The organism is Strawberry lethal yellows phytoplasma (CPA) str. NZSb11 (assembly GCF_000397185.1).
In the GTDB taxonomy this organism is placed as follows: Bacteria; Bacillota_I; Bacilli_A; order Acholeplasmatales; family Acholeplasmataceae; genus Phytoplasma; species Phytoplasma australiense.
Map to the genome: position 1 here is coordinate 488,272 of NC_021236.1, position 13,636 is coordinate 501,907.

Genomic DNA, 13,636 nt, shown 5'->3' on the forward strand with positions numbered 1-13,636 from the left:
GAAGGTATTTTATATTAATAGATTAAATAAATTAACATTCCGCGGGACCGAAATTTTCTTCAACTTTTTTAATTGATCCATCTGGGTTGTAATAGGTTCTTTTGGTTTTGTTGCCTGTTTGAGGGTCGTATTCGATGATAGAGTAAATTGTTTTTCCGTCGGAGTTGTAATAGGTTTTTTTGGTTATTTTACCTGTTTGGGGGTCGTATTCGGTGATGTACCAAATTGTTTTGCCGTCGGATAAGTAATTTATTTCTTTGGTTTTGTTGGATGTTTGAGGGTCGTATTCGGTGATGGAGTAAATTGTTTTGCCATCAGTTCTGTATAAAGTTTGTTTGGTTATTTTACCTGTTTGAGGGTCGCATTCGATGGTGTAATCTATTGTTTTGCCATCAGTTCTGTATAAAGTTTGTTTGGTTATTTTACCTGTTTGAGGGTCGCATTCGATGGTGTAATCTATTGTTTTTCCATCAGTTCTGTATAAAGTTTGTTTGGTTATTTTACCTGTTTGGGGGTCGTATTCAATGATGGATTCAAGTGTTTTTCCGTCGTCGTCGTATTTGGTGTGTTTGATTAATTCTTCTGTTTGGGGGTCGTATTCGATGGTGTAATCTATTGTTTTGCCATCAGTTCTGTATAAAGTTTGTTTGGTTATTTTACCTGTTTGAGGGTCGTATTCGGTGATGGATTCAAGTGTTCCATCAGTTCTGTATAAAGTTTGTTTGGTTATTTTACCTGTTTGGGGGTCGTATTCATATTTAGTGATGTAAAAAATTGTTTCTCCGTCGGAGTTGTAATTGGTTTTTTTTAATTCGTTGCCTGTTTGAGGGTCGTATTCGATGGTGTAATCTATTGTTTTGCCATCAGTTCTGTATAAAGTTTGTTTGGTTATTTTACCTGTTTGGGGGTCGTATTCGATGGTGTAATCTATTGTTTTGCCATCAGTTCTGTATAAAGTTTCTTTATTTAATTTACCTGTTTGAGGGTCGTATTCAGTGATGGATTCAAGTGTTTTTCCGTCGTCGTCGTATTTGGTGTGTTTGATTTCTTCTTCTGTTTGGGGGTCGTATTCGGTGATGGAGTAAATTGTTTTTCCGTCGGAGTTGTAATAGGTTTTTTTGGTTATTTTACCATCTGGGCTATATTCAACAACAGATTTCTTTGTTTTGCCATCAGTTCTGTATAAAGTTTGTTTGGTTATTTTACCTGTTTGAGGGTTGTATTCGTTGGTGTAATCAATTGTTTTTCCGTCGTCATAATAAAAAGTTTTTTGATAATTCATATTATTTACTCTCCTTTTTATTCATAATTAATAATTAATTTCTTCTTTAATTGTTCCATCTAGGTTGTAATAGGTTTTTTTGGTTTTGTTGGGTGTTTGGGGGTTGTATTCGATGGTGTAATCAATTGTTTTTCCGTCGGAGTTGTAATTGGTTTTTTTTAATTCGTTGCCTGTTTGGGGGTTGTATTCGATGATGAAGTAAATTGTTTTTCCGTCGGATAAGTAATTTATTTCTTTGGTTTTGTTGGCTGTTTGGGGGTCGTATTCGATGATAGAGTAAATTGTTTTGTCATCAGTGTATCTGTAGACAGTTTCTTTGGTTTTGTTGCCTGTTTGGGGGTTGTATTCGGTGGTGGATTCAAGTGTTCCATCTGGGCGATATTTAGGTTCTTTTTTAGTTGTTTCATTTTCGTCGTTAGATGTTATTTTATCTATATCTTCTTTTGGTTTTGATTCTTTTTCCTGTTTTAAAGATAAAAAAACAAGGAATAAAATAAAAATAACTGCAGCAGATATTGATAAAGCCCAAACAACAAAAACTCGGCTTAATTTAGAAGGATTATTTTTTGTCATTTTTTTTGCCTACTTTCTTCTCTAATTGTTTTTTTAATTCTTTTTCCCAGGGTTTTTGAATGTCACTTAGAGGCTAAATTGAATTTAGTTGGTGTGATTTCATAGAGGGAGTCAAGGGATTTTAAGATTTCATTTTTATATTCTGTTTCTTTTATTTGATATCTTTTTTCTAAATCTTTTTTAAACATTTCAGCACGCGATAACATATTTTGGTATTTTCTTTGGGGTGCTTTTAATTTACCAATTTGAACTTCAATTTTGTCGATTTTTCCAACTAATTCTATTACTTCATCTTGCAGTTTTTCAATTTCAGCTCGTAATCTAATTTTATCATCAGGAGAAGCTAATTTTTCTTCTTCTTGTTTTTGTTTCATTTCTTTTTCTTTGGCTTCTTTTTGTTGTTCTAGTTTTTGTTTTTGTGGCTTTAAAGCTTCTATTTGAGGTTGAAGAGAATTTAATTGAAATTGGTGTTCATCACAGACTTTTTGTTCTTCATCTACCCATGTTTTTTGTTTTTTTAATAAATTAAATGATAATTGCCAACTATTTTTTAGTTCTTTAATTTCTTCTTGTTCTCTTGCTGATAGATCTGATGGTAATTTAGAAGTGTCAGTAGGTTCGACGAAGAGATAAGTTTTAATTTGTTCTAAACGAATAGAAGTTGTTTTAATTTTTGGTTGGGAAGTTTCCGTGGAACGTTTCATTCTTGAGGGGTTTGACGGGTTTTCGGGTTCTAAGGAATCTTTTTCTGGAGTTTGTCCTAAAGGAGATAAAGAATTTTTTTCGTTTTGATAATCATTAAATCCTTGTTTAATGCCTATGATAATTGCTATTCCGAAAAGTAAAATGATAATAATAGTTACTAAATGTTTTTGGAAAAAGTTTGGTTGCTTCATAATTTATTTACCTTTCTTGATAATAGTGATAAACAAATATATCACTTATCACCATTATACAATTTTATTAATAAAATAATTAGCTAAAATAACTAATTATTTGGATTCATAACCATTTCAGGGATTTTGCCAACTCGTCTAGCTTTTAGGAGTTGTCGAGCGCGATCATAACTTGGATTTTCTTGGTCTAGTTGTTCTTTTAAAACATTGATGTCTTTTCTTTTGTATTCTACTTTGTATTCTACTTTATCTCGTTGTTCAAATAAATTTTTAGTTCCAGAAACTTCTTTGTGTTTTTGGGTTAATTCTTCGATGGTGGTCGAGTATTCATTGATCCAAGAATTAAAATGGTGTTTTATATCTTTATTTAATTCTTCAGACTTTTCGGTTTGTTTTTTTAAATTATCTTCCTCTTGACGGAGTTGATAATCACGTAATTCTTTTTCGCAATCTTTGTAGTCAGCGTCGAGTTTGGCTAAATCACGGTCGATGTCTCGAGTATACATTTCTAAAGCTTCTTTGGTAATCATTGGTGGATGTTCTTTGTTTTCATTAGCTACTTCATTATACATGCCCCATAAACGGTGGCCTTCGTGAAGAACTAAAGTAGCTTTTGACATACCTTGCGCGAACTTACGTGTAACACTTATTGTTTTATCTAAAGCTTTGATAGCCAGTTTTCCAGGGATTAAGTCAGTAACTTTATCAAAACCTTTGAAGAGCCATTTGGCAATTTTTCCTGCTGATGCTTTATTTTCTTCTTGATAAGTTGTCATGCGGTTATACATTTCTTCATATTTTAATTTTAAGGATTTATATAATTCTTTTTCGAGTTTGATTTCTTCAAGTTTTTTATCGACTTTATCAATTTCTTTTTGGATTTTTGTATGACGTTCTTGTACAGATTGGATTTGGTTAAATAGTGATTTTTCATCATCAGATAAAGTTTGAAATCTTTTTTCTAAATCTTTTTTTAACATTTCAGCACGAGATAACATATCTTGGTATTTTCTTTGGGTTGCTTCTAATTTACCAATTTGAACTTCAATTTTGTCGATTTTTCCAACTAATTCTATTACTTCATCTTGCAGTTTTTCAATTTCAGCTCGTAATCTAATTTTATCATCAGGAGAAGCTAATTTTTCTTCTTCTTGTTTTTGTTTCATTTCTTTTTCTTTGGCTTCTTTTTGTTGTTTTGTTTGGATTAGTTTGCCTTTTAAGATAGTGATGTTTTTGGTATCTTTATCTAAATTTTCTTTTATTTCTTTAATTTTGGGTTTGGTTTTTTCTAAAACATCTTTAATTTTATCTTTGGCTTCTTGGGTTAATTCTTTTTGTTCGTAAAGTTCTTTTAATTCTGCTTCACAATTTTGTAATTCTTTTTCCCAATCTTTTTTTAAACCATGATAATTATTAATCGTTTCATCGTATTTTTTAATTGCTTCATCAATTTTTCCGATTAATTGACCTGTGTATTTAGATGATGGTTCAGATTTATCAGATTTATGAAAGAAAGATAAGTAAAGAAAACTGAATAGGGTAAGAATAATTAAAAAAGGAATTAAATAACTTTTTAGGGTTGTAGTTTGTTGATTGTGAGAAAATTTGTTTTTGATGAAACAAAAAAGGCCAAAAACAGTAGTAGCAAACAAAAACCATGTTAAATAAGATTTTAAGTTAATAAAACCTTTCAGAACGTCTAATGTTGATATCATATTTATTCACCTCCTTTCGGGGTTAAATTGTTTTCAATTTGGTCTAATAAAGTGGTATCTGGTGAAATAATCAATTGATAAGCTTGTTTTAAATCTTCTTTGTTAATTTCACTTCTTTTGTTTTCACCTTCACCACGGTTTTCGGCTAAATTACTAACAGTTGTTTTTAACAAGTTTTCTAAGGTACGATTAGCTTTTAAGAATTGTTGATTTTGTGGTAATCTTTCCAAAGCTTCGTTAATTACTTCAAATAAATACTGTTTTGCTTCTTCACTATAAGGATTTTTTCTTTTCTTCATTAAGAATTCTAGCATTTGTTGACGTTCGACTTTATTTCCTGGTTTTACTTCGATGTTGTATGTAAAACGTGATTTAATCGCTTCATCAATTAAATGATATTGATTTGTTGCCCCAATGATGAAAATTGGTTTATCAGGGTTATTATTCATAGAAGTCATTTCAGTTTTAAAAGCATTTACTACATTGGCGATTTCTGAACCTGCTTCTAACATACTTAAATCAGTAAAAATAGTTTCACATTCATCTAAAAAGATGATCGCCCCATTACATTCTTCGGCAACAATTCTTGCATCAGTGAATAAATCTTTTACCATTTTCGGTGCTAATCCTTTATATTTTTGGGAAAACAAGGAACTATTAACTTCAAAAAACGGTAAATTAGTTTCTTTGGCAAGTGCTCGTGCTAAAGTTGTTTTACCTGTACCAGGAACTCCATATATTAAAATTCCTAAGGGTGGTTCAACTTGTCCGATGCCTTGGTAGTTTTCAGGTTTTTTTGAATAATTAATAAACCCTTGGGCTGCTTTTAATTCTTCTTTAAACCCAATTAATTTGTCAAAACCGATAAATTTTTGTGGGTCGGAAGGTTCAAAAATAACTCCTTCTTTTTGGAGGTTTGTGTTAGTAGGAAGATTATTATTGTCTAATAAAGTTTGTTTTTTATCTTTTGGTAGTTCTTCTTGTTGTTTAAGTAACCCTTCGTGTTGGTTTATTTTTTCCTCAGTAGTGCTTAAAGTTTGATGATGAAATCTAGACTGCCCCAAAAAAGTGGTACTGCTTGAGAACAACAAATTTATCCAAATTGTTTATTAATTAAAAATAAACAGTTTGGATTTTTTTTTGTATCCAAACTGAGGAAAAGGAGAAAAAATGATTGAAGCCGAACGCGCATTATTGGGAGCACTATTGTTAAATCCAGAAAAAATGGATGCTGTTATAAATTTAGTTAACACAAACAATTTTTCCAACCCCAAGCATCGTTATATCTTTGAGACAATGAAACAACTAAAAATGCAAAATCGCGAAATTGATTATGTTACGGTGGGTTCCGTTTTAGATAACAATTTATACAAAATAGGAGGAATTGATTATTTAATTGAATTAGTGGAGGGGTCCCCTGCAAGTGAATATTTAGAGACATATATTGATTTAATTAAAGAAAATAGCCTTAAAAAAGATTTGTTAGGATTAATTAAACAATTACCTACTGAATTATCTAAAACCAAAAATATCCATAATTATCTGCAAACAGTCAAAAACCAAGTAGAAAGTTTTATGCAAAAAACTAAATCTCCTTTTATTTCTACAAAAACATTAATTCCTTATATTCGCCAAAGTATTGTTAATGATGACAAAGACAACCAACTTGTAGGAATAAAAACAGGCTTTAAAAATCTAGATGAATTAATTTCTGGTTTCAAACCAAACCAATTAATTATCTTAGGTGCAAGAACTGGGATGGGAAAAACTGCTTTTATGTTAAATTTGGCTTGTAATATTGCAAAAAACTTTACTACCAACCCCGAAAACCAAAAAGCAGTTATTTTTAGTTTAGAAATGGCAGCGGAAGAATTAGGAATTAGGCTGCTTTCTTCTACTTCTCAAATCCCTTTAAAACAACTCCAACACAAAAACTTAACTAAAAATGACAAATTGCAGTTACTTATCGCTGATGACGAAATCACACAATTAAACATTTTAATTGATGATGATAGAAATAACAAAATTGAAGATATCAAAACCAAATGCCGTCAAATGAAATATACTAAAGGACTTGATATTGTCTTTATTGATTACCTCCATTTATTAAAAGAAGACCAAATTTTTAATACATACCAAGCAATATCTGTGATTTCGCGCGAATTAAAAAAACTAGCAAGTGAACTTAATATTCCAATTGTGGCTTTAAGTCAAATGAATCGTGCAACTTATGTAAGAGAAGTCAAAAGCCCACAATTAACAGATTTAAGAGATTCAGGAACAATCGAACAAGACGCTGATGTTGTGATGTTATTGCACCGCGTATACTCCCATTGGGGTTGTAATAGATTTCATTAAAAAAAGTTCCATCTGGGTTGTATTGGGTTTGTTTGGTTTTGTTGCCTGTTTGGGGGTTATATTCAGTAGTATAAATTAACGTTTTGAAATTATCTTGATAGCAATTTATGGTGTGTTTTTTATCATCCATTATCATTATTTCTTCTCCAATTTTGCCATCAAGATGATAATTAATTGTTTTGATTATTTCTGCAGTTATAGGGTTCCAACAAATAATACAGTTAATGATTTTGCCATCTTCACGGAACCAAGTTGATTTATTTAATTTGCCATCAGAGTAATATTCAATAACAAACCTCTTTGTTTTGCCGTCGCCGTAATAATGAGTTTCTTTAATTCTTTTATGTGTTTGAGGGTCGTATTCGTTGATGTGAAAAATTGTTTTTCCATCACTATTGTAGTAAGTTTCTTTGGTTAATTTACCATCTGGGCTATATTCAGCAACAAATTTTATAGCTGTTTTAATTCCTTTGCGATAAAAAGTTTTTTGATAATTCATATTATTTATGCTCCTATATGTTTATTGTTTTTAGAAAAATATTGTAAAATATTTTTATTTTTAATAACCAGTTTTGACCAAGCAACATTCGTTTTATAGGTTTTTTGCATAAAAACTTCTACTTGGTTTTTGACTGCTTGCAAATAATTGTGAATATTTTTACTTTTTGATAATGCGGTTGGTAATTGCTTAATTAATCCTAACAAATCTCTTTTAAGGGCATTTTCTTTAATTAAATCAATATATGTCTCTAAATATTCACTTGCAGGGGACGCCTCCACTAATTCAATTAAATAATCAGTTCCTCCTATTTTGTATAAATTGTTAGTTTCTAAAACAGAACCAACAGTAACATAATCAATTTCGCGATTTTGCATTTTTAATTGCTTCATTGTCTCAAAGATACAACGATGCTTGGGGTTGGAAAAATTGTTTGTGTTGACTAAATTTATAACAGCATCCATTTTTTCTGGTTTTAATAATAGTGCTCCTAATAATGCGCGTTCGGCTTCAATCATCTTTCAAACTCCTTTTTTTTGTGATTTGGGTTATTTATTCATTTATGTTATTATATTTGCTTTGTTTTTGTATTTTTAAATCCCTTTTGATTTTAGATTTTTTGCATAAAAAAAGACTCTCGATTAGAAGAGTCTAAGGGTTGCAAGAAAGAATATTTTAGTTAATTTTTACTTGTTAATTTAATGGTTTGAGAGATAAAAAAGAATAAAGAATAGTTAAAATATTATTTTAAAATCCATTCTTTAGGATTACCAATTCCTATAAAATTACAAAAATAATTTTTGTTCTAAATCATTTAAAATTTGTTGGTAATTACAAGTTAAATTTCTTGTTTTAGATAAATATAAAATAATGTTTTTTTTGTTTCACAAAATTGAAATATAACTTTTTGAGTTGACATTTCTTTTATTATTTTTGTTATATTAGATGTTTTTTAGATAAATAACATTGTTTTAATATTGAATCTAAAATAGAGTTTTGTGAAACATCTTTCTTTTTATAACTTATTTGATAAGGACCATTTTCTTTATGAATAAAATCATATATTTGTCTTAATGGTTTAGAACCATGTTTTTTTAAAATGCTATTCATTATTTGGATATGTTCTTTGGTAAATTTATTTTCATCGTATTTTTGAGAAAATGTTATTGTTTTATCAAATTTGGTGGGATATTTAATTTGTTCTAAATATAAAGACAATGAAATAGGACCTTCTTCCCAAGCCTCAAAATCATTTTCAAACATAGGAATGTTGTATTTAAGTAAATATTTACAATATGTCAAAAATACTAATTTTTGGATTTTCATACGAGTAAAATCATCTTTGTTTTGGTGTTTTACTAAATAAGTTGCAACATCTAGAATATCTATTTTATTAGGTTGCATAGTTATTTGCTCCTTTATTGTGTTATAAAATTATACTTTTCTATTTCTTTGAGAATAATAATTTTGAATAAGTTTATCAGGAATATTATTTAAAGCAAAATATTGCGATATATAACTTCTTTCCCAAGGAGAATTTGGTCTATGTGTTATATTTACTAATTCGGTATAAAAAATACCCTTTCAAAAAAAAGGGGTTTAGTTTATATATTAATTAAAAAGTTTTTTCTTCTTTAATTGTTCCGTCGGAGTTGTAATAGGTTTCTTTGATTGGTTCTTCTGTTTCAGGATCATACTCAGTAATATAATCTATTGTTTTGCCATTTTTATTAAACCAAGTTGTTTTAATAAAATTCCATGTATCGGGATCATGTTCGTGAATGGCGTAAATTGTTTTACCATCAATATTGTAGTAAGTAGTTGTATTTTTTTGATAATTCATATTATTTATTTCCTTTTTTATATATTTTTTTAATTTAGCAATTGCTTTGTTTTTGATAATTTCTACTTGCCTTGAAGATAAATTTAACATTTGTCCTATATTTTTGTTGGAATACTCAATTTGGGGCTCTTCATTAACATTTCCCAAAGAAATCCCAAAACTTAATCTAATAATGTCAAATTCTTGGAGATTTAAAATATTTTTAAGTTTTTTTAAGAATAATTCATGATTAGCTTGTTTTAACCATAGTTGATGGGGGTTGAGGATTGTGCTCCACCTGGGTTGCGTTGCTTTGAGGTGTTCCAAAACTTTGGACAACTTTTTACTTTTTAAAAATTCTTTAAGATTAACTTAATAGTTAGTCTTTTTTTCTTTTCAAGACTAAAAAAATAATTTCATATCTTTTCTAAAAATATTTTTAGGAAGGAATAAAATGTTAAGACAAAAATTATTTAAAGATTTTTTAAAAAATAAAGAATTACTACATGAAATCAATAAACCAAAAGCCCAATTAAAAGAAGAAAAAGCCGCGCACGTTGCAACAAAAGAAAGATTGGAAGAAGAGAAAAATTATTTAGCAATTCGCGATCAATTGATCGAAATTCATTTTGCACTAGTTCATAAAATAGTTAAAGATTTTAAATACTTCCCTAAATCACTCCAAAGAGAGGATTTATACCAAGAAGGAATTTTGGGTTTAATTAAAGCTTTAGATAATTATGAAGATTTAGGTTATGATTTTATTGCCTATGCTACCCCAACAATTAAAAGGGAAATTACAAAACTTATTAGAGGCCTACAAACTACTTCCATTTCCAAAGGAGTTTTTGAGAAAGAAAAACAAACAAGACAAACAAGTAATATTCCTTTAGAAGAATGGGAAGAAGCAACGCAACCCAGGTGGAGCACAATCCTCAACCCCCATCAACTATGGTTAAAACAATATAATCATGAATTATTCTTAAAAAACCTTAAAAATATTTTAAATCCCCAAGAATTCGAAATTATTAGATTAAGTTTTGGTATTACTTTGGGAAATGTTAATGAAGAACCTCAAATTGAATATTCCAACAAAAATATAGGACAAATATTAAATTTATCTTCAAGGCAAGTAGCGATTATCAAAAACCAAGCAATTACTAAATTACAAAAAATATATAAAGAAAGAAATAAATAATATGAATTATCAAAAAAATAAAACTACTTACTATAATATCCCTGATAAACTTATTAAAAATTATTATTCTCAAAGAAATAGAAAAGTATAATTTTATAACACAATAAAGGAGCAAATAACTATGCAAACTCATAAAATAGATATTCTAGATGTAGCTACTTACTTAATAAACCACCAAAATAAAAATGATTATACACCTTTAAAACTTCAAAAATTAGTTTTTTTTGTATATGCTAAAAATTTAATAGATACTAACCAATCTATGTTTAATAATGATTTTGAATCTTGGCATTATGGTCCAGTTTCACCTAAATTATATACTAATTTACCAAAAGACCAAAAACCATTAAATTATCAACAAAAAATTAAAGAAAATTACGATCAAAACATTTTTTCCCAACAAGAAAAAGAAATTATGGATTATGTTATAGAAAAATATGGTCCTAAAACAGCTACCGAATTAGTAAATATAACACATAGACCAAATTCTCCTTGGGAAAGAAGTTATATATCGCAATATTTTGCTTTAAATAATATTCCTGATAAACTTATTCAAAATTATTATTCTCAAAGAAATAGAAAAGTATAATTTTATAACACAATAAAGGAGCAAATAACTATGCAAACTCATAAAATAGATATTCTAGATGTTGCAACTTATTTAGTAAAACACCAAAACAAAGATGATTTTACTCGTATGAAAATCCAAAAATTAGTATTTTTGACATATTGTAAATATTTACTTAAAGGTTTAGATTTTTTAATTAATGAATTAAAAGCGAGAATATAATATGAATAAAAATACTATTGCTGAAACTTTTGCTGGTGCTGGCGGTTCTCATTTAGGGTTTATTAATAATGGTTTCGTAAGCGTTTATATTAATGAATTTGAACCCAATTGTATTCAAACTTTGAAATTAAATTTTCCTTTATTAGAAAAAAAATGTTATATAGACCCAAGAGATATTAATGATATCTCAATTAATAAAATCTCAATTATAAATGTTGATGTTTTATTTGGTGGTATTGTTTGCAAAGGATTTAGTTTAGCAGGTCAAAGAAAACCCACCGATAAAAGAAATTATTTATATTTAAAACAATTAGAATTTGTTAACCATTTAAAACCTACAATTTCTATTATTGAAAATGTTCCTACTTTTTTAACTACTAAAATCTTAAAAAAGGAATTGATTCCTCAATTTGAAAAAGAAATTGATGATATTTGGCAAGAATACGCTCAACTTCAAGCCAAAAAAGGTAGCAAAAGAAAAAAGAATTTATCTCATGAATTAGAAAATAAACGTCTTTTGGAATTAAAAAACCTAAAAAACGATTTATTAAAAAAATTAGAAAAACAACAAGTTTTAATTTCTGTATTTGATGATATTAAAAATAAATACGATAAAATGGGTTATAAAGTTTACCATCAAGTATTAAATTCAGCTTGGTATGGTGCAGCTACTGCTAGAAATAGAGCTATTATAGTAGCAGTTAAAAAAGAAATAAAAAAAATTTTTACCTTTCCTAAAATCACTCATTTTCAAAAAGATAATCCATTAGGGAATATTAATGGAATGAGTTTTTGTGATAATTTACTCCCTTATACTACTGTAGAAGATGTTTTCAAAACCATTGATTATAATAATTTAGATGATTTAGATAATATACCGATGTCACACAATCCCAAAACTATTAAAAGATTTGGTTTTATCCCTGAGGGAAAAAATATTTCTCATATTATTGACCAATTACCAAATGAACTTAAAATTAGTAGTTTTTATTCTCGTGGAAGTGCTACTAGATTATCTAGACACAAACCATGCGGCACTTTGGTTCCAGGACATAGTGCTTTACCTATCCATCCTTGGTTGAATAGAAGCATCACAATAAGAGAAGCCGCTGCTTTAAGTGGATTTCCATTAAATTATAAATTTTATGGGAGCCATTCAAATAGGTGTGAACAAATAGGTAACGCAGTACCTATTTTACTATCTAATGCTATTGCTAAAAAAATAAAAAAATTTTTAAAAGAGGTAAAAAGTGAATGAAAACAAATTAACGGATTTAATTCTAAAAGATGATAATTTTAAAAAAAATTTTGCTCGTTTATTAAATATCGATGATTTTATAATTCAAAAAGAAGAAAAATTTATTAATAACATAAAAGCTGATTTTTGCTTTTATAATCATAAAAATAAAATTATAGCTATTTTAGAATGCAAAGGACAAGTGGGCATAACAGAATACATAAGAGGAGTTGGTCAAATTTTACAGTATCAAGGTTTTAAAGAAAATAATATTTTTGATAAATTTTTAAATGAAACAAAAGTAATTTTGGTAGTTCCTAGTTCTGTTTTCGGTAAGAAAAGTCACTTTAACCCAGCTAAAGTTTTTTATCCTAAAGAAACTGAATTAATACAACATTCCTATGTTTGAAAATGATTTTGAGGCTTGGGAAGAAGGTCCTATTTCATTGCCTTTATATTTAGAACAAATTAAATATCCCACCAAATTTGATAAAACAATAACATTTTCTCAAAAATACGATGAAAATAAATTTACCAAAGAACATATCCAAATAATGAATAGCATTTTAAAAAAACATGGTTCTAAACCATTAAGACAAATATATGATTTTATTCATAAAGAAAATGGTCCTTATAAAATAAGTTATAAAAAGAAAGATGTTTCACAAAACTCTATTTTAGATTCAACATTAAAACAGTGTTATTTATCTAAAAAGCATCTAATATAACAAAAATATAGGACAAATGTTAAATTTATCTTCAAGGCAAGTAGAAATTATCAAAACCAAAGCAATTGCTAAATTAAAAAAAATATATAAAAAAGGAAATAAATAATATGAATTGTAAAAAAAATACAACTACTTACTACAATATTGATGGTAAAACAATTTACGCCATTCACGAACATGATCCCGATACATTGAATTTTATTAAAACAACTTGGTTTAATAAAAATGGCAAAACAATTGACTTTATTACTGAATATGATCCTGAAACAGAAGAACCAATCAAAGAAACCTGGTACAACCCCGACAGGGAAACAATTGATTACATCAGAAAATACAACCCTCAAACAGGCAAAGAAACCAAACGAACTATTTACAACGACGACGAAAAAACAATTTACTCCATCACCGAATACGACCCTCAAACAGGGAATGAAACCAAAAAAACCTATTACAACTCCGATGGAACAATTAAAGAAGAAAAAACTTTTTAATTAAGATATAAACTAAACCCCTTTTTTGAAGGGGTATTTTTTATACC

15 protein-coding genes and 4 pseudogenes are annotated in these 13,636 nt (G+C 28.4%); 9 read left to right on the forward strand and 10 right to left on the reverse strand.

What is annotated here, in order from left to right; all coding sequences use genetic code 11:
- Positions 1 to 31: 31 nt before the first annotated feature.
- The 5 genes from SLY_RS04810 to SLY_RS02350 form a co-directional block, all read right to left on the reverse strand.
- Complete coding sequence (locus SLY_RS04810; protein ID WP_015638021.1) at positions 32 to 1,282, reverse strand: DUF2963 domain-containing protein; 1,251 nt, start codon at positions 1,280 to 1,282, stop codon at positions 32 to 34.
- 27 nt (positions 1,283 to 1,309) lie between these two features.
- Positions 1,310 to 1,855, reverse strand: coding sequence for a DUF2963 domain-containing protein (locus tag SLY_RS04980; RefSeq protein WP_015638022.1), 546 nt, complete (start codon positions 1,853 to 1,855; stop codon positions 1,310 to 1,312).
- Between the two features lie 62 nt (positions 1,856 to 1,917).
- Positions 1,918 to 2,751, reverse strand: a complete 834-nt coding sequence (locus SLY_RS02340; RefSeq protein ID WP_015638023.1) for a hypothetical protein — start codon at positions 2,749 to 2,751, stop codon at positions 1,918 to 1,920.
- A 92-nt stretch (positions 2,752 to 2,843) separates the two neighbouring features.
- Positions 2,844 to 4,466, reverse strand: coding sequence for a coiled-coil domain-containing protein (locus SLY_RS02345; RefSeq protein ID WP_015638024.1), 1,623 nt, complete (start codon positions 4,464 to 4,466; stop codon positions 2,844 to 2,846).
- 2 nt (positions 4,467 to 4,468) lie between these two features.
- A complete protein-coding gene (locus SLY_RS02350; RefSeq protein ID WP_320409180.1) occupies positions 4,469 to 5,530 on the reverse strand; it encodes an AAA family ATPase in 1,062 nt (353 codons plus the stop codon).
- A gap of 106 nt (positions 5,531 to 5,636) precedes the next feature.
- Here SLY_RS02350 and SLY_RS02355 point away from each other — a divergent pair.
- A pseudogene (locus SLY_RS02355) lies at positions 5,637 to 6,788 on the forward strand (replicative DNA helicase); the annotation flags it as partial.
- On the opposite strand, the gene SLY_RS02360 reads toward SLY_RS02355, so the two are convergent.
- The 5 genes and pseudogenes from SLY_RS02360 to SLY_RS05885 all read right to left on the reverse strand — a co-directional run.
- Positions 6,709 to 7,323 (reverse strand): DUF2963 domain-containing protein, encoded by a 615-nt coding sequence (locus tag SLY_RS02360; RefSeq protein WP_051085522.1) that lies wholly within the window; start codon positions 7,321 to 7,323, stop codon positions 6,709 to 6,711. The pseudogene SLY_RS02355 and the gene SLY_RS02360 sit on opposite strands and share 80 nt — an antisense overlap.
- A 94-nt stretch (positions 7,324 to 7,417) precedes the next feature.
- Positions 7,418 to 7,841: pseudogene (locus SLY_RS02365) on the reverse strand (DnaB-like helicase N-terminal domain-containing protein); the annotation flags it as partial.
- Between the two features lie 418 nt (positions 7,842 to 8,259).
- The gene (locus SLY_RS02370; protein WP_015638028.1) at positions 8,260 to 8,727 is read right to left on the reverse strand and encodes a Panacea domain-containing protein; all 468 of its coding nucleotides are present in this window, start codon (positions 8,725 to 8,727) and stop codon (positions 8,260 to 8,262) included.
- A 211-nt stretch (positions 8,728 to 8,938) separates the two neighbouring features.
- Positions 8,939 to 9,166: a DUF2963 domain-containing protein gene (locus tag SLY_RS05810; protein WP_041784329.1), complete on the reverse strand. Its 228-nt coding sequence runs from the start codon at positions 9,164 to 9,166 to the stop codon at positions 8,939 to 8,941.
- Between the two features lies 1 nt (position 9,167).
- A pseudogene (locus SLY_RS05885) lies at positions 9,168 to 9,460 on the reverse strand (sigma-70 family RNA polymerase sigma factor); the annotation flags it as partial.
- A gap of 139 nt (positions 9,461 to 9,599) precedes the next feature.
- Between SLY_RS05885 and SLY_RS02385 the strand changes: the two are divergent.
- The 8 genes and pseudogenes from SLY_RS02385 (at position 9,600) to SLY_RS04985 (ending at position 13,589) form a co-directional block, all read left to right on the forward strand.
- Complete coding sequence (locus SLY_RS02385) at positions 9,600 to 10,343, forward strand: sigma-70 family RNA polymerase sigma factor (RefSeq protein ID WP_015637712.1); 744 nt, start codon at positions 9,600 to 9,602, stop codon at positions 10,341 to 10,343.
- Positions 10,344 to 10,464: 121 nt separating this feature from the next.
- Positions 10,465 to 10,932, forward strand: a complete 468-nt coding sequence (locus SLY_RS02390) for a Panacea domain-containing protein (protein ID WP_015637713.1) — start codon at positions 10,465 to 10,467, stop codon at positions 10,930 to 10,932.
- A 30-nt stretch (positions 10,933 to 10,962) separates the two neighbouring features.
- Positions 10,963 to 11,133, forward strand: a complete 171-nt coding sequence (locus SLY_RS05410) for a Panacea domain-containing protein (protein ID WP_015637714.1) — start codon at positions 10,963 to 10,965, stop codon at positions 11,131 to 11,133.
- A 1-nt stretch (position 11,134) separates the two neighbouring features.
- Positions 11,135 to 12,391 carry a DNA cytosine methyltransferase gene (locus SLY_RS02400; RefSeq protein WP_015637715.1) on the forward strand — a complete coding sequence of 419 codons (1,257 nt, stop codon included), beginning with the start codon at positions 11,135 to 11,137 and terminating at the stop codon, positions 12,389 to 12,391.
- Positions 12,384 to 12,779 (forward strand): hypothetical protein, encoded by a 396-nt coding sequence (locus SLY_RS02405; RefSeq protein ID WP_015637716.1) that lies wholly within the window; start codon positions 12,384 to 12,386, stop codon positions 12,777 to 12,779. The genes SLY_RS02400 and SLY_RS02405 overlap by 8 nt, the downstream gene beginning before the upstream one ends.
- Positions 12,772 to 13,098 carry a Panacea domain-containing protein gene (locus SLY_RS05890; protein ID WP_015637717.1) on the forward strand — a complete coding sequence of 109 codons (327 nt, stop codon included), beginning with the start codon at positions 12,772 to 12,774 and terminating at the stop codon, positions 13,096 to 13,098. The genes SLY_RS02405 and SLY_RS05890 overlap by 8 nt, the downstream gene beginning before the upstream one ends.
- Positions 13,097 to 13,204, forward strand: a pseudogene (locus SLY_RS05255) (sigma-70 family RNA polymerase sigma factor); the annotation flags it as partial. The gene SLY_RS05890 and the pseudogene SLY_RS05255, both read left to right, overlap by 2 nt.
- A 1-nt stretch (position 13,205) precedes the next feature.
- Positions 13,206 to 13,589: a DUF2963 domain-containing protein gene (locus tag SLY_RS04985; RefSeq protein WP_015637718.1), complete on the forward strand. Its 384-nt coding sequence runs from the start codon at positions 13,206 to 13,208 to the stop codon at positions 13,587 to 13,589.
- The last annotated feature ends 47 nt before the right edge of the window (positions 13,590 to 13,636 follow it).